The following is a 21,792-nucleotide window of genomic DNA, read 5'->3' as shown; positions in this document are numbered from 1 at the left end:
AAGAGTGCCGGAAGTTTCGGCATCGTGGCATTGGGGTCGAAATCCTAATATCGCGGCAAGACAGAGGCCAACGGGGCTTCTGATGGCCCAGGAGAAACTGCCATGCCCACCCCAATCGAAACCGTTTCGGCTTTTTGCGCCACGTTCGTTGAAGACGGCGGAAGGCCAGCCGTGCGCCGCTGGTTCACACCCGCCACGCGCTGGGTCAATGAAGGCGTGTCAGTCACGACGGGCGCCGACGAGGCCATTGCGATGATCGACGGACTGGAGACATCGCTGGGAATATCGACAGTCCATATCGATATGCTCGCGATTGCCGCCGATGGATCCCGCGTTCTCACCGAAAGGCTTGACCGGTTCGAGCGCGCCGACGGCAGTGAAATCGGGCGCGTGATGATCATGGGAATTTTCGAGCTCGAAGGCGACAAGATTGTCGAATGGCGGGACTATTTCGACGTAACCGCCGTCCAGAAGTTCTCTGCCGGCTAGCACGGCAGCTTGCGAACGATGATGTTGAGTGCAGGGACTATTGTCTCCGCACTCAACACAAGGCAGTCGACTGGACTTTCGACGACAGGCCGCAATCCTTCCAAAGCAGATGGGCCACGTCCCGAAGGCTTCGCACCGCAAAGACTTCAAATAGTCAGTAGGTCTTTAGCTGGAAGCGAATTGTCATGTCTTTCGAGAAACTCCACCATGGCAGCCTTGAGCGCCACGCCACTGACGCGGGTCCTCATCATATCCCTGGTCAGCGTCGCAATGATCTCGGCAGCTTCGCAGACCGGCAGACCACCATCCCTGATATTGGAGACACAATTTCGGCTGGAATCCAGGTTTCCCGACTTGGGACCGTAAGTGATGTAAGCACCGAGGCTGTCGGCAGCTGAAAGTCCCGGACGTTCGCCGACAAGCACGATCGTCAGTTTTGCACCTAATGCCTCACCGGCAGGATCGCCGAGCGCGACGCGCGCCTGGCTCGCCAGCACAATTGGTGCAGCGGTCAGGTTCAGGATAGCGAGCTTCGGAACAAGCGCCTCGATCAACGGCACGGCATTGAGATCGATCGCGTGGGACGACAGGCCATCCGCGACGATAATTGCGACATCATAGCCATTGATCGTTCTCTCATGTTTCAGCCGTTTTTCGGATTCCGCCGCAAGCCGCCGGCCAAGATCCGGCCGCCGCACATAGGTGCTGCGGTCACTTGCCATGCTATCGACATTGACAGCCGGAAGGCCGAGACGATCGAGCCTGTCTGCCAGCGAGGGCCGGTCGACGCTCGTCCAGACCGCTTCGCGTGCCCGCGCGTGGTCGAGAAGGAATGCGAGTTGAGCGCGTGTCGGAAGACCCGCGCCATGACGGCCGAGCGAAACACGCGCATCGGTCATATCCTTGATAGTGAGGTTTTTTCCGGCAGCAGTGGGTTCTCGCACCTCTTCCATGTCAGGCTCCGATGAATGCGCTGTTGCGGACATAATTGGAAAGCGCGACAGGCTCGCCGACCAGCGCGCCATCTGGATCGGTCAGGCCGATTTCGAAAAGCCATTTCTCGAACTCTGGTGCGGGTGGCCGCTTCAGCGTCTCGCGGCAATAGACGGCATCGTGATGCGATAACGACTGGTAGTTCAGCATGATATCGTCGGCGCCGGGAACGGTGATGACGAAATTGACATTGGCTGCGCAGAGGAGCGTCAACAGCGTATCCATGTCTTCCTGATCAGCATCGGCATGGTTGGTGTAGCAGACGTCGACGCCCATCGGCAGGCCAAGGAGCTTGCCGCAGAAATGATCCTCGATGCCGGCACGGATGATCTGCTTGCCGTTGAACAAGTATTCCGGCCCGATGAAACCGACGACCGTATTGACGAGCAGTGGATCGAACTCGCGCGCCACGGCATAGGCACGTGCCTCCATCGTCTGCTGGTCGACGCCGAAATGCGCATCGGCCGAAAGCGCCGCGCCCTGCCCAGTCTCGAAATACATGACGTTTGCGCCCGGCATGCCACGACCAAGCGACCGCCCCGCCTCATGTGCCTCCTTCAGAAGCGCCAGATCGATGCCGAAGCCGCGATTGGCCTTTTCCGATCCCGCCACCGACTGGAAGACGAGATCGACCGGCGCACCGCGTTCGATTGCCTGGATCGCCGTCGTTACATGGCCAAGGCAACAGGTCTGTGTCGGGATCGCAAGCTTTTCCCGCAATTCGTCGAGCAAGGAAACGATGCGGATATAGTCATCCGTCGCATCGGTCGCGGGATTGACGCCAATCACGGCATCTCCCGACCCCATCAGCAGCCCGTCGATGGCAGACGCGATGATACCGCGGCTGTCATCGGTCGGGTGGTTGGGCTGGTTGCGGGTGGAAAGCCGCCCGGCGAGCCCGATCGTGTTTCGGAATCGCGTCACGACACGTCGCTTGGCAGAAACAGCTATCATGTCCTGCAGGCGCATGATCTTCGACACGGCCGCGACCATTTCCGGCGTCAGTCCGAAGGTCACCGCCTCCAGCCGCTCATGCGACGTCTCGGGCTTGAGCAGCCATTCGCGCAATTCACCGACAGTAAGCGAGGAAACTGCGGAAAAGGCTGCCGGATCGTGCCGTTGCGCGATCAGTCGGGAAACCTCGTCATCCTCCGACGAAATGAGCTCCTCGCCGAGAAATGCTTTCAAGGGGAGATCGGCCAGCGCCATCTGGGCTGCCAAGCGCTCGACCGGGCCTTGCGCCGCAATGCCGGCCAGCTGGTCGCCGGAGCGCTCCGGGGTTGCTTTCGCAAGCAGCATTTTCAAGTCATCAAAGCGGAAGACAGTCTGCTCGATTGTCGTCGTATAGGGCATTTGTTCACGTCACCGGTTGAGGAGGGCCAGGGCTTCGTCATGAAGTCTCGGGGTGGCCGACGCCAGAACCCGTCCGTCGGAATGGATCGAAAGCGCATTTCCCCGCCAGTCCGTAATGCATCCGCCGGCACCCGTCACAACGGGCACGAGAGCCATGTAGTCGTAAGGTTTAAGTCCCGTCTCGAGAGCGATGTCGCAATGGCCGGAAGCGATCAGACCATAGATGTAGCAGTCTCCACCGAAACGTCGCAGCCTGGCTTTGCGGGAGAGACGCTCGAAGCTTTCAGCTTCGCTGTCCACGAACATGTCCGGCGAAGTCGTATAAAAACGGGCGCTTGAGATGTTCTCGCAGCCGCTGGCGTGGGCCGGCTTGCCAGCAAAGAGTGTCTCTCCCGGCCGGCCCTGCCAGCGTTCGCCGGTGGCTGGAATATCGATCAGACCACAGAATGGCTTTTCCTGAAATGTCAGTGAGACAAGCGTACCAAACAGCGGGAAACCGGTGATGAAGCTCTTGGTGCCGTCGATCGGGTCCAGCACCCATGTAAAGGCGTTACCTGCCTTTACGCCGAACTCCTCACCATGGATGCCGTGATCGGGAAAACGCGCCTCGATCATCTCGCGGAGATGTTTTTCGATCGTCCGGTCGGCGATTGTCACCGGGCTATCGTCGAGTTTTGAGATAACGTCGAGCGGGGTCCGGAAATAGGAGAGCGCCAGCGGACGCGCGGCGTCGGCAAGTTCCGCGGCGAAGGTGATATAGGTCGCAGCTTCTTGCGGGCTGATATCGGTGACTGGCATCAAAGGGCTTTCAGGAACAGGGGCCAACGGGGGTCGTGGATGATCGAGCGGGCGCGCATATGCTTCCAGATTCCGTACTTGTAAAAGTCGAAATCGAGGGTCGATATCCGGTTTTGTACCATCGCCCAGGTGCTCCATTTGATGTCGGCGAGTGCCTTGTGGACGATGAAGCGAGCGTGATGCGCCTTGTCGTAACGACCGAAATACTCCTCGATTATCTCGCAGTCGGTCGCCTCGGAATAGAACATCTCGCCACTCCAGATCGCGAGATCGTAGAGCCTCTCATTATTCGACGCATATTCGAAATCGATCAGCTTGATCGACTTGTCGTCACCGATCAGGAAATTGCCCGGCATCGGGTCGTTGAAACAGGGAACCAGATCGAGCCCGGATGCCTCAAGCGCGGCGCGCGCCTGTCTGTAGTTGCGCAAGAGCCAGTCGTGGTCGAGCGGCCAGTGGCCGTCAAGCTGGCGCACTTGGTCGAAATGTTCCTCGATCATGTCGAAGACGGTTTTTGTCAGCGGCAGGGCAGGGGCATCGTGAAACTGCCGGTAGACGCGCACCGCTTCGTTGCGGATCGCCGGGTCTGCAAAATCCCTATGTGTCGAGGCGCGGCGACCGTCGATGAACTCGGCGATTTCGATGTCGAGGTGATCGAGATAGTCGAATGTCTTCGGGCCGATTCCGATCACTTCTGCCTGCTTGCTGGCGGCAGCGGCGGCCTTGCGATCGATGAACATCTCGGTGCCGCGGCCGGGAATCTTTAGAAAATAGCCACGCTCTTCGCCTTCGACCTCGATGCGGAAATTGGTGTTGCTGATTCCGCCGGAAACCGGACTGTAGCGCAGCCGCCGTCCTTCCCAAGGTGGTACCTGGATGATTGCAGCCTCAACTGCCCGTTCGGCATCGGATCGTGCCATTCCCAGTTCATTCATAGGCTTGTTCCCGTTATTGTTTCTAGCCCGTTATCGTTCTCGTACGCCTAGAGCGCTCTCAGCCTGGCCTCGAAATCCGGCTGGCCGAGCAGCATTCGGCAACGCAGGAACCGCCAGCCGGCATATTTCAGGAATTCGACACCCCGCGGCGGCGAACGAAGCTCCAGTACGAGGCTGCGCAACGCCCAGTAGAGGTCGTCTGCCGCCGCATAGACACGGCAGCGGTTGAAGTTTCTTTCGCTGAAACCTCCATCGTGCATTTCCAGCAACGGCCTCATCTGGCTTTCGAACTGGTAGAGTTCGTTCATCTGAACGCCGAGCTGGTAGTAGGGGTCGATGTCGGCGGCCATGTCGAAGTCCACGATCTGCATTTTCACGTCTGGGCCCAGCATGACATTCGAAACCTGCGGATCACCATGGGCCGGTTTCAGGTCCAGGCCGGCCGCTGAAACTGCCTCGCGGATCGGCGTCATCCAGGAGAGCATCCATTCGACATCGCCGGGCAGGCTGGCGTCACCGGCACTCACGATCGCCCAGAGCTGATCGATGCCGTCGAAGACTGACCATGTTCGGCCGGTGGAAACACCCCCTGCAATCGTCGTCTGCATCTCGATCAGTCGGGCAACAGTTTGCGGCTGCATCAGATCGTCGATCCTTGCCGCTCGCCAGCCGTCGCCAAGTCGGGCAAACAGCATGCTGGCCGTCCCAGCATCGTAACCAATCGGCTCTGGCGAAAGACCAAGGCTGTGAAAACGGTGTGCCGCAGCATTTGCGGTCTCGGCATCCACGAGATCGGTTACCTCATCGGCACCGAGACGCAGGAAATAGCGTGCCTCCCCGTCTGTCGGCGCGACCACGAAACCGCAGGATTCGACGGCATGATAGGACGGCGATGCGACAGCTGCCGTCGCCGGCGCATAGGAAGGGGTGTCGCCAATCACTGCGGAAAAGACTGAAAGCGCCTTCTCCGCGCGGGCTTCCATCGGTGATTGAGGAGAGCCCGATCTCTTCATTCGGCAGCCTCGCTGAGTTCGACAACTTTCAAACCTTCGCAGGCGATCTTGTAAAGCATGTCCGCCACTATCTGCGTGCCAAGGGCCTGGTCTTCAGGCGAGGTATACTCGGTCGGGTGGTGGATGACGCCGTCACGGCTCTGAACCGCCAGAACCACCGCCGGGCAGACATCAGAGACGGCAACGGCATCATGGCCGCCGATCGTATCGAGGTGACGGGCGCTCTGGCCGAGATGCGCCGCAGCACTTTGCGCAAGCGTCACCAGGCCCGGCGCGAACCTTCCCGCCTTGCGGCGGTCGATGGAGCGGACCTCCGAGGTGACGCCGGCTTTCATCGCCGCTTCCTCGATCTTGATCTTCATCTTGCGTTCCGCCTCCGTCAGGACGTCTGGCGATCCCGAGCGCAGCTCGATGAACAGCACGGCTTCGGCCGGCACGACATTGGGTGAATTGGGGAAGACTTCCAGGCGGCCAACCGACGTATGCAGGTCCAGCCCGTGTTCGGTCGATATCTGCTTGAGATCGGCGATCAGATAGGCAGCAGCAAGCAGCGCATCCTTGCGATCTGCCATCGGGGTTGCGCCGGTATGTGCCTGGCGTCCATGGAAGGCGAGGCGATATTTTGTCGCGCCCCAGAACCGCGTGAAGATACCGAACCGCTCCCCGGCGCGGCTGAGCGTCGTGTCACCTTCTATATGCAGCTCGATCAATGCGTCGGGAATTTCCACCTTTTCCTTGCCAGCATAACCGATCTCTTCCAGCGACTGGCGCACCGTAATGCCATCACCGTCGGCCCGTTCCAGCGCCCATTCCAGGTCAATGGCGCCGGTAAACACGCTGCTGCCGAGCAGGCTCGGCTGGAAACGGGCGCCTTCCTCATTGGTCCAGTTGACGATCTGGAAGTTGCAGGCGGACAACCTGCCTTCCGCCTTGAGACGTTCGCTGACGGACAAAACCGCCTCGCAGGCGGCGATGACACCAAGCGCTCCGTCGAACCGACCGCCGTTCGGCTGGCTGTCGATATGGGAACCGACCATGATGACGGGCGCATTTGCGCCCGCCAAGGTCATCTTGCCGAACTGGTTGCCGATCGAGTCCACGGCCTGCTCGAAGCCGTTTTCGGCAAACCAGTGCCCCAGCCAGTCGCGCGCCATTCCGTCTTCCCTGGAAAGCGTCAGGCGGGTCATCGAGCCATCGGGGCCGCCGCCAAAAGTGGAGAGGGTCTCCATCAGCATCTGGAGCCGCTCGGCATTGATCGGGACAGGGGAGGAGGAGACGTCAGGCATGTATGATTTCCACTTTGGATTGATTGAATTGATCTGAAAATTCCCGCGCGATGACGCCGCTGGTCACCACCGCGTCGATTTCGCTGAGGCCGAATGTGTGGATGGAGCCGAGGCGACCAAACTTGGAACTGTCGGCAACAATGATCGAACGTTTTGCCTGGGCCTTGGCGAAGCGGCGCAGGATCGCCTCGTCCTCGCCGAAATCCATGAACCCGCGTTCGGCGTGAATGGCGCTGATGGCGATGATCGCGAGATCGAAGAAATGCTCCTTCAGCGCGGCCACGGTCTCATGGCCGTATGTCGCCTGATAATCTGGGCGCATGCGACCGCCAAGAACCCGCACACTTGCCTGCGGCAGATTGAAGAAGTGGGCTGCGACCGCCAGCGAATTGCTGACAACGGTCAAGTCCTTGCGCGTCTCGATATGTTTCAGGCAGGCAATCGTTGTGGTGCCGGTATCGATGAACACCTTCATGCCGTCCTCGACCAGCGACGCTGCGGCCTCGCCGATCTTGGCTTTCTCGCGTGAGCTGACACGCAGTCGGTCGGTAAACGGCTGATCGCTTTCCTGCTGGTCAAGGACCGCGCCGCCATAGACGCGGCGGGCATAACCGCGCATCTCAAGTTCCTTGAGGTCGCGCCGGATCGACTCCTGGCTGACCTGCAGATAATCGGCAAGCTCCCTCACATTGACGCGCTGGGTTTGCTTCAGCATGTCGAGGATAAGCTTGAGGCGATGTTCGGTGAAACTCATGAATGCACCCTGGATTCTAGTGATCGTCGCGGCCCCGTCTGTGGCGCCGCAACCATGGTCAGGCTAAAGCCATTTGACGGGTTGCGTCATCGAGAGCCAATGGCTGGATGAGATGACAGGCGGCGAAATCCTGGCTGCCACGCGCGGTAAGCGCGGGCTGCAGGCTGCCGCATCTCTCCATCGCACGCGGACAGCGCGACTTGAAGCTGCAACCTGGAGGAATATCGATCGGGCTTGGTGGTTCACCTTCCAGAAGGCAGTCTTCCGCTTTGTAGCGGCGTTCTTCAAGTGTCGGCATCGCGCTGAGCAACGCCATTGTGTACGGATGTCCAGGATCGAAGAACAACCGCTCGTTATCAGCCAGTTCGAAGACCTCGCCGAGATACATTACCGCCACCCGGTTGCAGACCTTGCGGACCATCGCAAGGTCGTGGGAGATGAAGATGTAAGTGAGGTCGTATTCCTTCTGCAGCTTCTGGAAAAGATCGAGAAGCTTGAACTGTTCTGTCTGGTCCAGGGCAGAAAGCGTTTCGTCCATGATCAGTATTTCAGGCTCCAGAACCAGCGCACGGGCAACATTGATGCGCTGGCGCTGGCCGGCACTCAGGCCGATCGGCAATTCCTCGTAGAGATCGGCGGAGAGGCCGACTTCGCCCATGACCTTGAGCACCCGCTCACGAATTTGGGCACTGTCCTTCCATCCGTGCGTGCGAAGCGGGCCCTCCAGCATCTTCCCGACCGATGTGCGTGGCGGCAGGGAACCGAACGGATCCTGCAGTACCATTTGCAGCTTCTTGCGGAAGGTCAGAAGGTCTTTGCCACCGAGCATGGCGATATCGTCGGCACCGCATAGAACCTGGCCGGAGCTCGGCAGTTCCAGCCTGCTCAGAAGCCGCATCAGCGTCGACTTGCCACAACCGGATTCACCGACGATCGCGAAACTGTCGCCGCGCCGGACATCGAAGGTGACGTTGCGAACCGCACGCACATGGTTGAAGCCACCGAAGCCGGTCTTCTTCTTTACCCTGTAGACCTGTGAGGCATCGCGCAGGCTCAAGACAACGTCGCGTTTGTCGTTGAGACGCGGCATCTCGGTCTTTTCGATCCAGATCTTCGGCGTCTGTTCGACAAGCTCCTTCGTATAGGCATATGCAGGGGCGGCGATCAGCCTTTCGGTTTCCTGTTCCTCGACGATGCGACCTTTCTCCATCACCAAAATCCGGTTGCAGGCTTCGCGGGCAACGGGAAGGGAGGAGGAGACGAACAGCACAGCGGTATTGAAACCATCTGTCAGTTCCTTCATCAGACGGATGACCTGGGCTGCGACGGTAACGTCGAGCGGCTGGGTGACGTTATCTGCAATCAGCAGCGCCGGGTTCGTTACCAACGCATCAACGATCAGTGCGCGCTGCATCATGCCGCCGGAAAACTGCGAAGGGTAGTCGCTGAAACGGCTGCGGGCCGAGGGAATGCGGACGGCCTCCAGAAGCTCGATCGTGCGCTTTTCCGCCTCTTTCCACGAGGTTCCTGGAACGACCGCACGCAGCTTCTCGACGATCTGGACGCCGACCGGCAGTGTCGGATCGAGTGCACCCATCGGATTGGCGCCGACATAGGCGACCCGGCGGCGCAGGGTACGCATCTCGTTCTCGGAGATGCCGTAAATATCCTTGCCTTCGAAGAGGACGCTGCCGGAACGCACGGAAAGCGGCGGTTCCAGCCAGTTGACGACTGCCTTGGACAGCACCGTCTTGCCGGCTCCGCTGGCCCCGACCACACCGACGATCTCTCGCGGCGCGAGGCTGAAGGAGATATTGTCCAGAATAATCTTCGCCTTGTCCGAGCGACCGGCATTAACGGTGAGGTTTTGCAGCTCAAGAAGCGGCTTGATCATCACTCGGACCCTCCGTGAATGGTGTTGCGGGCCCGTTCCAGCGAAGCGCCTATGAGATTGATGCTGGTTAAAGTGAGGCCGAGGAAAATGCCGGGCATGGTTGCGATCCACCAGGCGTTCAGAAGATACTTTCGGCCATCGGCAATGATATTGCCGAAGGTCGGGGTCGGCGGCTGGACACCCAGGCCGAGGAAGCCGAGTGTCGATTCAAAGATCATCATGCGCGCCACATCAAGCACCGAGGTGAAGATCACCGGCGGCAGGAGCAGCGGCAGAAGCAGGCTGACGATAATGCGGAAATCGGTCGAGCCCCCAAGTTTGGCAGCGCGCACATATTCCCGTTGCCTTTCCGTCATCACAATGCTGCGCATGATGCGCGCATAGACCGGCCAGCTTGAGAGACCAAGCACCAGGACGATGGCCGGAATTGTCGGGCGCGACACGCCAAGAACGGCGATCGCCAGAATGATCATCGGAATAGATAGCTGCGCATCGGTCAGACGCATGATCAGCATGTCGATACGACCGCCGAAGTAACCGGCAATCGTGCCGAGGGCACAGCCGATGATGAGTGTCACTGCAACCGATGCAATCCCGATCAGGAAGGAATAACGCAGGCCGACAAGCGACCTCACCAGCATGTCGCGGCCAATCTGATCGGTGCCAAGCGGGTGGCCCCAGCTCCAGTTGTCGCCGAAGAAAAGTGGCGGCAGAAGGCGGGCCTTCACATCCATCTTTGTCGGGTCGACGCCACTGATTTCCGGATAAAGTGCGGCGGCAATCGCAAGCAGCAGGAAGATCGCAAGACCAATGCGAAAACCGGGCGTCGATGCGGCGCGATCGAATATGCGGCGCGCAATCGAGCGGCTTGCCATTTTAGAAATGATCGGGGTGTCGAGTGCGGATGTGATGGACATCAGTATTCAAGCCTCGGATCGATGGTTGTTGCGACGAGATCGACGACAATGTTGATCAGTACAAAAATGGCGCTCGTGACGATCGCGATACCCTGGATCAACGGAAAGTCGCGCTGCAGCACGGCGTTGATGGTCAGAAGGCCGAGCCCGGGATAATCGAAGATATATTCGACGATGATGACCCCGCCGAGCAGGCTGGAGAATTGCACACCGAGCAGGTTGAGAAGCGGCACCGAGGCGTTGCGCAGGGCATGGTTGGAGATGATCCGCGAACGGCTCAGGCCACGTACGCGTCCGACTGCCACATAGGGCTCCATCATCTGGCTGGATACGGAACTGACCAGCGTGCGGATCAGCACCGGAGACAATTCGACCGCCAGCACGATTGCCGGCAGGATTGTGTAGGCAAAACCCTGATAGCCAATGGCAGGAAGCCATCCGAGCTTCACCGAGAAAAGCAATGCCAGAACGATGCCGAGCCAGAAATTCGGCAGCGAGATGAATATCGATGAAATGTAGAAGGCAAGCTTGTCTGGCCATCTGCCGATCGAAAGCCCGCCGGCAATGCCGATGATTGCCGAGAAGATCAGTGCAATCACCAGTGTCACGGCCGCCAGTTGAAGCGTCATTGGAAGTGCATCGAAAATCAGGTCGAAGACCTTTGCTCGTTCGCCGCGAGTTGAGTCGTTGAATGTCGCGCCACCGGTCGAGGCGCCGTTTGCCGGGCGCACGAAGGACTGGCCAAGATCGCCACGAACCACACCGCCCATGTAGCGACCGAATTGCACCAGTATGGGATCGCGAAGGCCCATGTCGGTTGCGATCTTTTCGATCAGTGCTTCGGGCGCCATGCCGCCCGCCATAAGGCGTACCGGGTCACCCGGCACCACCCGCAAGAGGGTAAAGATCAGCAAGGACACAAGGAATATGATGATGGCGCCCTGCATGAGGCGTCGCATCAGGAAGTTCACGGCAAACATTCAGTCACTCCGCTCGAAAAGTCACGGGCAAGTCCACACGCCGCCTGATCGCGGCGTGTGGCTGATCACGGTCAGGCAGCAGGTTTGGCCGCGTCGATCGACCCGTCGGGATAGATGTACATGCCCTCAAAGTCCTTCTGCATTGCGTGGATCATCACGGATGTGAACAGCGAGAGTGCCGGCATCTTGGCGGTGATGAGAGGCATGGTCTCTTCCTGAAGGATCTTCTTGCGCTCTTCCAGCGTCGGTGCCGAACGTTCCTTATCGAGGCTGGCATCGATCTCCTTGTCCTCAATGCCGCAGATGCGGTGCGAGGTGGAATGGAAATGGGTGCGCAGGACCAGATCCGGTTCCGGAGACGCTGTCGACCAGCCGCAATCGACCATATGGCCCGGGCCGCCGCCGGGGCGATGGTACAGTTGCTCGTTCCAGGCCGCAGGTTCAAGCACGGTCAGGCTGACGTTAAATCCCTGCTCCTGCAGCATGGCGGTCAGCATCTCGCCATATTCCTTGGTCTTCGGATAGAAGCCGACGGACGTGATGTATTCAAGTGGCGGCAGGCCCTTGCCGTTTGGGAAACCGGCTTCGGCGAGCAGGGCCTGGGCCTTCTCGGGGTCGAATTTCGGGTAGTTCGCCAGATCGACATAGCCGAATTTGACCGGCGAGACGAAATTCGACGAGGCATGGCCGGCCGAGCCCATCAGTTCCATGATCATGTCGCGATCGATCGAATGGCAGGCGGCAAGACGGATACGCGGATCGTCGAAAGGCGGTTTCGAGCAGCGGAACCACAGATACTTGTTCTCGACCGAAACGACCTTGTTGATGAAAATCGCCGGATTGTCCTTGATCGTGTCAACCTGTTCAGGCTCCAGACGTTCAACGATCGAAGCCTGGCCGTTCATCAGCGACAACATACGGGTGGTGGAGTCGCCTGTGAAAGTGAAGTTGATGCCGGGAATGGCTGGCTTGCCCTTGAAGTAGCCGTCATAGGCTTGCATCACGGTGTCGTTGCCGCGCTGTTCGACGAATTTGAAAGGACCGGTGCCGTTGAGCCGCTGGGAGAGCGGGCCGCCTGGGCCGCCGGCGACGTCCTTGGCCGACATGATCGGCAGGAAGGATGCAAGAAAGATGAAGAGATGGGCCGGATAGCCGCCCTTGGATGTGTCGACGATGACGGTGTAATCGTCAGGTGTTTCGATCGTCAGCGTCTCGGTCGGGCCGGGATACCACTGCGCCGGACGATCTGCCCTGGAGCCGTATTCGAAAGTTGCCTTGACGTCTTCTGCCTTGAACCTCTTGCCGTCATGGAAGACGATGCCTTCGCGCAGCTTGATCTGTAGCCGGTGCGGGTCAAGCAGCTTGATGTCGGTGGCCAGTTCGTACACCACCGCGCCGGGATCATCGAGTTTCATCGGCGTGCGGGTAAGAAAGCCCATGACGAAACCTTCGATATTCTTCTGAGAAAGTGTCGTATGAGCGGTCGGGTCCCAGTTGCCGGTAATGTTTTCGGCCGACAGGAACGTCATGGTCTTGCCGGCCTGAGCGAAGGCCGGCGAGATGAAGAAGTCAGGATTGATCTGCATGTAGCCAGCGACGGCGGCTGCGCCCGCGGATCCTTGCAGGAAGCGACGACGACTGAATTCTGAACCCATCGAGTTCCCCTTTTCTATTTTGAATAAACCGTCAAATCAGTCAAAACGGTCAAATCAGTCACAAGCAAACAGCGTGCCAATCTCGATTTCCTGCAAGAACCGGGCTTTTGGTTCGGTGCAATTTGTGGGATTTGACCATTTATTGGACGAATGAGAAAGATTTAAGCGGCCAGCCGGATCGCTAAAATTACGGGGTCATTTCTGCCGTTGAATCGGGGGATGCTGATCCGTTGTCAGGATGTGTCCGAAACGGACAGCGACGATGATTTCAAGCGCCGCCGGATTGAAACTCCCACGAGAGTTCAACTGAATATTTCGTTTGCTCTTTTGATGGCGTGAATACATCAGCGGGCAGTACATCCGCCGATCCATTTCGTGCATGCCAGCCCGCATTTTTGCTGCGGTCTCATCTCTCTGCCGCCTCAGTTGATCACTTGATCCTTCATAGTGATTAATGCTGTACGATGGGTGATCGCGGTTATAGTGACGTCGCCGGCACGGGCTGTCGGTTCCGTCGTTTCACGCTGGGCTGGCCTCAGTAAGGAAAATAAGAGCAGGACCAGAATAAGGTTCTTGCCATGGCAATTGGCCGTCTTTCACCGCCCGAGAAATTTAGGTCATGCTTGCCGACCTCACTGGTAAGGCCGCTCGGTATGGCAACCGTTCGGTCATAAATCGCAGCCTGCATATTGCGTGTTTACGGCTGATATCAGCCGCTATACTGCTCTTTCAATATCCCAATGAATTGCTCGTCCGCGAATGCTTGGCGCTGCCCGTCTCTTCAGGGTAACCGACCCTACCAGGATTAAAGGACGTTTTGCGGCCCCGGTCACAGGCCATCCGCAAAAGGCCAGGCGGATTGTAGGCGTCCAGTTGCCCTGCGCGACGTGATTGAAGGTCCCACCTGATTGGGTTTAAATCAACCTCAGTCCCGTGCCGGGATCAAACACGTGTAGGTCGGACGATGCCACTTCAACACCAAGCACCTCGCCGATGGCGGGTCTTATGTCCGCAGGAACAGAAATATTGATCTCGTGGCGGTCGTTTTTCAGGCAGATCAGACGTGTCTCACCGTGGAACTCGTTCCGCTCGACGGTGCCGCGAAAGGCTTGAGCATCCTGGTTTATGCGAAATGATCCGGGCCGAATTCCAACGGTAACCTCACCGGAACGGAGGCCTGCCGGAGCTGTAAACCTGACAAGATTGTCGCCGAGCCACTCCTGCGTCATCTGCAACCGAAGGAAATTCATGTTCGGTGTGCCGATGAAGCCGGCAGCAAACACTGTCCGAGGCGCCTGATAAATTTCTTCGGGCGTGCCCATCTGCTCAATACGGCCGTCCTTCATCAGGACAATACGGTCGGCAAGCGTCATGGCTTCGAGCTGGTCGTGAGTGACATATATGCTTGTCGTTTTCAGGTCGCGGTGGAGGCGCGCGATCTCGACCCGCAGGCTGCCGCGCAGCTTGGCATCAAGGTTTGAAAGCGGTTCGTCAAACAGGAAGACCTCCGGGGTCTTGATCATGGCGCGGGCGATGGCCACACGCTGCTGCTGTCCGCCGGACAGTTCCGTCGGCTTGCGCGCAAGATAGACGCCAAGACCGAGCGCGTCGACCACAGGCGCCAGGCGCTGATCGATCGCGGCTTTTCCTATTCCGGCCCTCTCGAGACCGAAAGTGATATTGTCCCGCACGCTCATATGGGGGTAAAGCGCGTAGTTCTGGAACACCATCGCGATGCCCCGGTCACCCGGATCGCGATCGTTCATCCGCTCGCCACCGATGAGCAGATCCCCGCCTGAAATCTCTTCAAGCCCGGCAATCATCCGCAGCATGGTGGATTTTCCGCAGCCTGACGGGCCGAGAAAGACGACGAATTCGTGGTTGTCGATCTTCAGGTCAAAATCCCGCATGACCTCAAGCGAACCATAGACTTTCCTGATCCCCCGGCACTCAACAGTGGCCATCACTTCGTCTCCCCGTCCACGACGATCTGCAGCTTTACGTCCTCTGGCCGGCCTTCGGCCGCCCTTTCGAAGGCCTTGATCGATTGATCAAAGGCATAGGTGCCGGAAACCAATGGCTTCAGGTCGACCTTGCCTGCGGCGATCAGCGCCAGTGCACGGTCAAACACGTTGGCGTAGCGGAAAACCGTTTCAATACGGCATTCGCGGAAGCAGGCCGCCGCAAGGTCTACCGCGACGGGTTCCGGCGGCAGGCCGACAATAACGACTGTTCCGCCCGGGCGCACGACCTTGAAGAGATCACGGACCGCGGCCGGTGCGCCGGAGCATTCAAAGACGATATCGGCTCCCCAGCCTTCTGTCGCCTCGTTGACGGTCTCAATGAGATCGACCTCCTTGAGGTTGATACCAGTGATGCCGCCATAACTTTCGGCCAGTTTAAGTTTTGTTGCGGAAATGTCCGAGATCAGCACTCGCGAGCAGCCGCCGGCAAGGGCAGCCAGTGCCACCATGATGCCGATGGTTCCGCAGCCTGTAACAACCGCCGTATCGCCGGGCGTGATCTTCGCCCGGGCGGCCGCCTGCATGCCCACGGCAAATGGTTCAACCATCGCGCCTTCCGCGAAGGAGACATTGTCAGGCAGCTTGTAGGTGAAACTTGCCGGATGGACTGTCTCCGGGCACAAGACGCCGTGCACCGGCGGCGTTGCCCAGAATGTCACGGCAGGATCAACGTTATAGAGGCCGAGCCGCGACGCACGCGATTTGGGATCGGGGATGCCTGGTTCCATGCAGACGCGGTCGCCGGGCTTTAGATGGGTGACGTTGGCGCCGGTCTCGGTGACGGTTCCTGCTGCCTCGTGGCCGAGAACCATGGGCTCGTTCACGACGAAGTCACCGATGCGACCATGGGTGTAGTAGTGCACGTCGCTGCCGCAGACGCCAACAGTGTGGATACGAATGCGAACGTCATCCGGCCCCAACTCTTGAGGAATTTCGATATCGCGCAGGGAAAGTTCGCCGACATGTTCGAGGACAAGTGCTTTCATGGGTCAGTCAACCTTGATCAGTTTTCTTGGAAAATGCGGCGTTGAGGCCACCCGCAAGTACCCCGAGCAGGATCAGCGGTGGCAGCGACAACAGGACGACGGCGGCGTTCAGAATGCCCCAGGGCACGTTCATGCCAAGCTGAGACATCTCGGACGCGATGATCGGCAGAGTCTTTGCCTTCGAGGTCGTGAGCATCATGGCAAGCAGGAACTCGTTCCAGACGAGGACGAAGGAAAAGGCGATGGCGCCGAAGACCTGGAAACGGGCAATCGGCAAGGCGATGCGGAAGAAGGTCGCATAAGGGCCAAGTCCATCCACCCGGGCAGCTTCTTCAACGTGCAGGCTGACACGCTCGAAAGCTGGCACGGAAAGCCAGATGGTGATCGAGGCTGTCACGATGAGATAGGTCACGATCAGGGACAGACGTGTGTCGTAGAGATCAAGGCCGAGCCAGATGACCAGCATGGGAATAGCAATTGCGACGGGCGGCAGGAAGCGCAGCGACAGAACGAAGAACTGCGCCTCCGCCGTAATCCTGTTCTTGAACCGGGCAATTACATAGGCCGCCGGTACACCGAGCACGGCGCCAAGCACGACCGCACTCGAGCAGATGATCAACGAATTGGTAAGTGCGCGCGCCACCGACCGACGATTGAGCACATAACTCATATTGTCGAACACAGGCTGGAAAATGAGCTTCGGCGTTGACACCAGCAGGTCGGCATTGGTCTTGAAGGCGTTGAGCAGGGTCCACAGGAGCGGCAGCACGACAAGTGCGGCGGCAAGAACCAATAAAAGCCTGAGCAGAAAGGTGGAGATCTTCATCGGTTCAGCCTCTTCCAGGTGAAGGTAAAGGTGACGATCGTCAGAACCATCATGATGACGGCCATTGAGGACGCATAGGAGATCTTGCCGGCTTCGATGAAGCCTTGGGAATAGGCATACATGTCAAGCGTCTCGGTGGAGATGCCGGGACCGCCGCGCGTCATGACATAAACGAGGTCGAAGGAGCGAAGACTCTCGATCGCCTTGACGAGCAGCAGACTGATCAAGGGTGCTTTCAGCATCGGCAGGGTCACGAAACGATGGATTTCGAAGCGGGTTGCCCGATCTATGCGTGCGGCTTCCAGCGGCTGAGGCGGCAAGGATTCAAGAAGCTTCAAGATGATCACTGAAAAGAAAAAGCCCCATTGCCAGACATCGACGAAGGCAACAGCAAGGAGGGCGCCGATCGGCGTCGACAAAATGTCGGGTGTGATGCCGGTGAGCTCCCTGACCGGCCAGGTCAGGGCGCCGTAGAGCGGATGAAAGGCGAACTTCCAGACAAAAGCGGCGCACACGCGTGGCAAGAGAACAGGAACGATGAAGAGCACGCAGAGGACGTTGCGCATACGGGGGCTCGCTGCCTCGAACATGGCAATCCCGAGCGCAACCCCCGTCACCATGGTCAACGAGACGCTGATAACCTCCCACTTGAAAGATACCCAGAGCGCGTTCAGGAAACGGGCATCCGAAAACAGCGCCAGATAATTGGCTAACCAGACATAGTCTGCATCGGGTGCCGAAAGGGTCCGGTTCTGCAGGGATATATTGATAGCGTAGATCGTCGGCACGAGCGCCAGAACGATCAGGATACCCAAAGTGGGCCCAAGAAAGACGTAAGGCAGCGAGCGGCCGCGGCGCATGGCAGATCCTCGGATTGGGAAAAGGGGGCGCGTCATCAGACGCGCCCGTCAGACGGCTTGGGAGGCGTCAGAGTTTGGCTGCGAAGGCTTCGAGGTCGTTCAGCGTCGCCTTGATGTCAGTGCGGCTACCGGTGATCAGCTCTTCCAGCATGATGCCCCACTGGTTGCCCAATTCCTGCCAGCGCGGATCCTGCCAGAAGGTGACTGTGGTCTTTTGACCGGTCGCCGCCATGGCGTCGGCAAGGTTCTGGCCAAAGGTCTTGGCGTATTCCGCGCTCTGATAGGTGCTTGTGCGCGTCAACTCGCCCGGCTGGCCGGCGGCGAGGCGGCGGGCTTCCTGTTCCTTGGATGTTGCCCAGGCAACAAAGAGACCAGCACAGGCCTTTTCCTCATCTGTCTTGTTGGCCTTGGACGCGATTGCAAAACCATGGGCGTAGCCGGCCCCAGGCAGCGGCGACGGCGGAACGGAGAAAGCAACCTTGTCTGCAACCTGGCTCTGTGCCTTGTCGACGGACATGCCGCCAAGGGGGGCGGATTCGATGATGATCGCCACCTTGCCGGAGCGGAAGGCGCCGGTGGACTCGTCCCAAGAGCCGGTCTGAGTGCCCGGCGCCGAATATTTGAAGAGCTCGAGATAGGTCTCTGTCGCCTTTACCGCGGCATCCGAATTGAAGGCCGGCTTGCCGTCCTTGAACCACTCGCCACCGTTTGCTTTGAAGAACGGCATCCAGCGCCAGACGTTGGCGCCTGAACCGCGCTGTCCGCGAAGCGCAGTGCCGTAGACGCCGTTGGCCGGATCATGCAGCTTCTGCACGGCTGTGAAATATTCGTCCCAGGTCTTCGGCGGCGCGATGCCTGCCTTTTCCAGGAGGTCGGTGCGATAGACCATCAGGTCGCCACCGCCCTGCACTGGTGCAAACCACTGCTTTCCGTCAAAGGTCGCAGCTGCGCGCATACCGGCGTCGAAGTCTTTGTAGTCGTATTCGGATGGATAAAAGCCATCAAGCGGGACGATCCAGCCAGACGAGGCAAAAAGCGCCAGATTGGCTTCATCAACATAATACACGTTGAAGCTTCCGACCGTCGAGGCGTCGGCCTGCGACTTCGCGCGGCGATCGTTCTCGTTGAGATAGCTGATCTCGAAGCCTGCGCCGGAGAGCTCTTCGAACTCATCGACATATTTCTCGAGAAGGGTCAGTCCATCGCGCGGCTGCGCCAGGACACGCACGTCGCTGGTGCATTGTGCGGCGGCAAAAGCGCTGGATGCGGCAAATATGGCGATAACCGCGCAACCGGCGCGGAGAGCGTTGAGTGTCATGATGTCCTCCCTGAATGGCAACTCCCTTGCCATCAACCAGCCCACATTTACGCAAGCGACGGGCGCGTACTAGTTTGCCTCCGTCACAGAACTGGTATTATATTGACATTTGTGCGCTGTAACATGAGCAATTGAATGCCTATTGCATCAGACTTTCCTCAAACAGTCTCTGAGACTTTCACCGCCACGCGCGAGCAGATCGTCTTACCCGGAGGCGCTTCCTATCTGATCCGGAGGGACGACTATCCCAATCCGATCTGCATCTGGAACTATCATCCCGAATGGGAGATTCACTTCATCCCTGACGCTTCAGGATTTGCTTATGTGGGGGACTATATCGGCCCGTTTCGGCCTGGGCATCTGGTGCTCACCGGGACAAATCTGCCGCACAACTGGATCACACCCGGTGCACCGGCTTTGCCAGGCCGAGACATGGTCCTGCAATTCGACGCGGATGCCCTGATCGGTATTCGCGCAGTATGCCCTGAGTTTGAAGTGCTCCACCGGCTGAAGCCTCTGGCCCAACGGGGGATCGAGGTTCTGGGCGCCGACGCACTCTTGATTGGAGCGAAGATTCTCGAGCTTCACGCGGTGGGACACCGTGGTGGGCTCGGGCTGTTTTTAGAGATACTGGAGGCAATCGAAGCGGCCACCGAAAAGAGGTTGCTCGCCAGCGAACACTTCATTGCGGTCTATAACCAGGTGTCGGACCGCAGGCACCGCCGGATCGACCAGGCAATCCAGATCCTGCAATCGGATCCTGGTGCGCAGATGCATGAAGTGGCTGCGATGGTTGGTTTCGAGCCGTCCGCCTTCTCGCGTGCCTTTCGGCGTCTAACCGGCATGAACTTTTCTGACTACAGCCGATCCGTCCGCGTCTGGCGAGCAAGAACCCTTCTCGCGGAGACCGAAATATCGATCACCGATATCTGTTTCGAGGCGGGCTTCAACAACCTGTCGAACTTCAATCGCTATTTCCGAATGGAGATGGGACTCACGCCCCGGGCCTACCGAAAGGCCGCGCGCATAAGAGCCAAGTCCGTCATTGGAGGAGTGCCGGTTAAGTCCATTTAATGGGTGGTCGCGCCGAGATATCATCGATCCCTGGGGCTGCAATCGGTTTTTATCGTATCACCGCCGCTTCGATATGCCGTCCTCTTCGCTCACAACAAAACTGGCATCTCCATTTCCTGAACCAGTCTTGCGAGGGGGAGTGGCAGCTGGCCGCTGCATTTGTTGCTTCAACTCTGTCGCATCGAGCGGTTGTTCGCAATTGTCCTATTCGGGTTCGCCCATATCCAAGCATTTGCTTGCCGGTGAGATAAAGACGATTAAAAAATACTCCTGTTTACGCTCCGGGACAGACCGGCGTTTGAAGCGCTGAAAACCTTACCTGGGTCTGTGGTGTTCCGGGCTCATGAATTCGGTTCTTGCAATGGCCCAAATCGACGACGCGATTCCTAGCGACACCGTTTCGACTTCGACGTTCGAGCGGCGGTTGATGTATGTGCTGGGCGGTCTTTACCTCGCTCAGGGGATACCGACGTATTTGCTTTTGGTGGCCCTGCCACCGATTATGCGCGAGAGTGGGGCATCGCGCACGACTATCGGGCTGTTTTCCTTGCTGATGCTGCCGCTCATCCTGAAATTTTCGGTCGCGCCTCTGGTGGATCGATGGTCCCCGTTTCCCAAGCTTGGTCATCGCCGCGGCTGGGTGGTGCCGACCCAGCTTCTCGTGAGCGTCAGTATCGCGTCCATGGCGCTGGTGGATCCGAGCGATGCCATCGTCCTGTTTGCAATCTGCATATCGATCACGCTTGTCTCCTCCGTGCAGGATATTGCAACGGACGGATACGCCGTAAGGTGCCTGACCGACAAAACACGCTCCCTGGGGAATGCCGTCCAGGCGGGTGCCGTTGCGCTGGGCGTAATCGTCGGCGGTACTGCGGCACTGGTGGTGTTTCATGTCGCGGGATGGCGCACGATGATACTGCTGGTAGCCGTGCTGTCGTTGCTGCCCCTCTTTGCCGCCCTGGCCATGCAGCCCGAAGCGCCCACGGCAGGGAAAGAGAAAAAGCGCGCCAGCCTTGCTGGTTTCTTCCGCCGCCCTAATGCCTGGCTGATTCTCGGTTTTGCGCTGACGTACCGGGCGAGTGAAGGGCTCGTGCGCGGGATGGAAGGTACCTATCTGGTTGACAGCAAGGTGCCGACTGACTGGATCGGTTACCTTTCCGGTGGAGCGGCAGCAACGTCGGGCCTGATCGGCGTTGCGATCGCCGCTTTCACTATTCGTAAGATTGGCTTGACGGCGACGCTTATCCTGCTCGGTGGCCTCAGAAGCCTCTGCTTCCTTGCCTTTACGCTGAATGCTTACGGCGTCTGGCCCGGCATGTGGGTGGCGATGTCGGCCTCGGCATTCCAGACGCTGATCCGCTACATGGAGTTGGTCGCCATCTATTCATTTTTCATGAAGAACTCTTCAAATGACCAGCCAGGAACTGATTTTACCATTCTCACCTGCGCCGAGCTAATCGTCTACATGATCGGTGCGTCCGCAGCCGGCTTTTTCGCCGACCGGATGGGTTATTCCGCGTTGTTTTCTACGGCAACGGTTCTTTCGCTTGTTGGAATGGGACTGTCCGTCTGGTTCCTTCGAAGGGTGGGCCGCGATTAAGGTGTCTAGTTGTGGCGATGATTATAAGCGGCTGGAG

Annotated in this window: 19 protein-coding genes; 3 read left to right on the top strand and 16 right to left on the bottom strand. The window is 58.6% G+C overall.

Features of this window, described 5'->3' with window-relative positions; all coding sequences use genetic code 11:
- The first annotated feature begins 102 nt into the window (after positions 1-102).
- On the top strand, positions 103-489 hold the full coding sequence (locus tag AC5SEO_RS18550) for a limonene-1,2-epoxide hydrolase (RefSeq protein ID WP_025591684.1): 387 nt from the start codon (positions 103-105) through the stop codon (positions 487-489).
- A gap of 146 nt (positions 490-635) precedes the next feature.
- Here the strand turns inward: AC5SEO_RS18550 and eutC are convergent, their stop codons facing one another.
- The 16 genes from eutC to AC5SEO_RS18470 form a co-directional block, all read right to left on the bottom strand.
- Positions 636-1,442, bottom strand: coding sequence for an ethanolamine ammonia-lyase subunit EutC (gene eutC / locus AC5SEO_RS18545; RefSeq protein ID WP_003516961.1), 807 nt, complete (start codon positions 1,440-1,442; stop codon positions 636-638).
- A gap of 1 nt (position 1,443) precedes the next feature.
- Entirely contained in the window at positions 1,444-2,835 is a 1,392-nt protein-coding gene (locus AC5SEO_RS18540; protein ID WP_112286156.1) for an ethanolamine ammonia-lyase subunit EutB, read from the bottom strand.
- 9 nt (positions 2,836-2,844) lie between these two features.
- Positions 2,845-3,633 carry a histidinol-phosphatase gene (gene hisN, locus AC5SEO_RS18535; protein WP_112286157.1) on the bottom strand — a complete coding sequence of 263 codons (789 nt, stop codon included), beginning with the start codon at positions 3,631-3,633 and terminating at the stop codon, positions 2,845-2,847.
- The gene (locus AC5SEO_RS18530) at positions 3,633-4,568 is read right to left on the bottom strand and encodes a choline/ethanolamine kinase family protein (protein ID WP_035200787.1); all 936 of its coding nucleotides are present in this window, start codon (positions 4,566-4,568) and stop codon (positions 3,633-3,635) included. Before AC5SEO_RS18530 ends, hisN begins: the two co-directional genes overlap by 1 nt.
- Positions 4,569-4,615: 47 nt before the next feature.
- On the bottom strand, positions 4,616-5,581 hold the full coding sequence (locus AC5SEO_RS18525) for a phosphotransferase (protein ID WP_495363923.1): 966 nt from the start codon (positions 5,579-5,581) through the stop codon (positions 4,616-4,618).
- Entirely contained in the window at positions 5,578-6,867 is a 1,290-nt protein-coding gene (locus AC5SEO_RS18520) for a Zn-dependent hydrolase (RefSeq protein ID WP_111842595.1), read from the bottom strand. The genes AC5SEO_RS18525 and AC5SEO_RS18520 overlap by 4 nt, the downstream gene beginning before the upstream one ends.
- Positions 6,860-7,621, bottom strand: a complete 762-nt coding sequence (locus tag AC5SEO_RS18515) for a DeoR/GlpR family DNA-binding transcription regulator (RefSeq protein ID WP_112286159.1) — start codon at positions 7,619-7,621, stop codon at positions 6,860-6,862. The genes AC5SEO_RS18520 and AC5SEO_RS18515 overlap by 8 nt, the downstream gene beginning before the upstream one ends.
- 58 nt (positions 7,622-7,679) lie before the next feature.
- Positions 7,680-9,515, bottom strand: a complete 1,836-nt coding sequence (locus AC5SEO_RS18510; RefSeq protein WP_495363922.1) for a dipeptide ABC transporter ATP-binding protein — start codon at positions 9,513-9,515, stop codon at positions 7,680-7,682.
- Entirely contained in the window at positions 9,515-10,432 is a 918-nt protein-coding gene (locus AC5SEO_RS18505; protein ID WP_003516951.1) for an ABC transporter permease, read from the bottom strand. Before AC5SEO_RS18505 ends, AC5SEO_RS18510 begins: the two co-directional genes overlap by 1 nt.
- Positions 10,432-11,412 (bottom strand): ABC transporter permease, encoded by a 981-nt coding sequence (locus AC5SEO_RS18500; RefSeq protein WP_003516948.1) that lies wholly within the window; start codon positions 11,410-11,412, stop codon positions 10,432-10,434. Before AC5SEO_RS18500 ends, AC5SEO_RS18505 begins: the two co-directional genes overlap by 1 nt.
- 71 nt (positions 11,413-11,483) lie before the next feature.
- On the bottom strand, positions 11,484-13,067 hold the full coding sequence (locus AC5SEO_RS18495; RefSeq protein ID WP_495363921.1) for an ABC transporter substrate-binding protein: 1,584 nt from the start codon (positions 13,065-13,067) through the stop codon (positions 11,484-11,486).
- A 914-nt stretch (positions 13,068-13,981) separates the two neighbouring features.
- The gene (locus AC5SEO_RS18490; RefSeq protein ID WP_141194255.1) at positions 13,982-15,031 is read right to left on the bottom strand and encodes an ABC transporter ATP-binding protein; all 1,050 of its coding nucleotides are present in this window, start codon (positions 15,029-15,031) and stop codon (positions 13,982-13,984) included.
- A complete protein-coding gene (locus tag AC5SEO_RS18485) occupies positions 15,031-16,077 on the bottom strand; it encodes an NAD(P)-dependent alcohol dehydrogenase (protein ID WP_495363920.1) in 1,047 nt (348 codons plus the stop codon). Before AC5SEO_RS18485 ends, AC5SEO_RS18490 begins: the two co-directional genes overlap by 1 nt.
- A gap of 7 nt (positions 16,078-16,084) precedes the next feature.
- A complete protein-coding gene (locus AC5SEO_RS18480; RefSeq protein ID WP_003516943.1) occupies positions 16,085-16,903 on the bottom strand; it encodes a carbohydrate ABC transporter permease in 819 nt (272 codons plus the stop codon).
- Positions 16,900-17,763 carry a carbohydrate ABC transporter permease gene (locus AC5SEO_RS18475; protein WP_495363919.1) on the bottom strand — a complete coding sequence of 288 codons (864 nt, stop codon included), beginning with the start codon at positions 17,761-17,763 and terminating at the stop codon, positions 16,900-16,902. The genes AC5SEO_RS18480 and AC5SEO_RS18475 overlap by 4 nt, the downstream gene beginning before the upstream one ends.
- Positions 17,764-17,830: 67 nt before the next feature.
- The gene (locus AC5SEO_RS18470; RefSeq protein WP_495363918.1) at positions 17,831-19,081 is read right to left on the bottom strand and encodes an ABC transporter substrate-binding protein; all 1,251 of its coding nucleotides are present in this window, start codon (positions 19,079-19,081) and stop codon (positions 17,831-17,833) included.
- Positions 19,082-19,216: 135 nt separating this feature from the next.
- Here AC5SEO_RS18470 and AC5SEO_RS18465 point away from each other — a divergent pair, with 135 nt between their 5' ends.
- Positions 19,217-20,155: an AraC family transcriptional regulator gene (locus tag AC5SEO_RS18465; RefSeq protein WP_013637579.1), complete on the top strand. Its 939-nt coding sequence runs from the start codon at positions 19,217-19,219 to the stop codon at positions 20,153-20,155.
- Between the two features lie 343 nt (positions 20,156-20,498).
- The gene (locus AC5SEO_RS18460) at positions 20,499-21,755 is read left to right on the top strand and encodes a RhtX/FptX family siderophore transporter (protein WP_495363917.1); all 1,257 of its coding nucleotides are present in this window, start codon (positions 20,499-20,501) and stop codon (positions 21,753-21,755) included.
- The last annotated feature ends 37 nt before the right edge of the window (positions 21,756-21,792 follow it).

The organism is Agrobacterium sp. K11 (assembly GCF_059429395.1).
The sequence above is the reverse complement of the archived record's forward strand: the minus strand, read 5'-3'. Positions and strand labels throughout refer to the sequence as shown.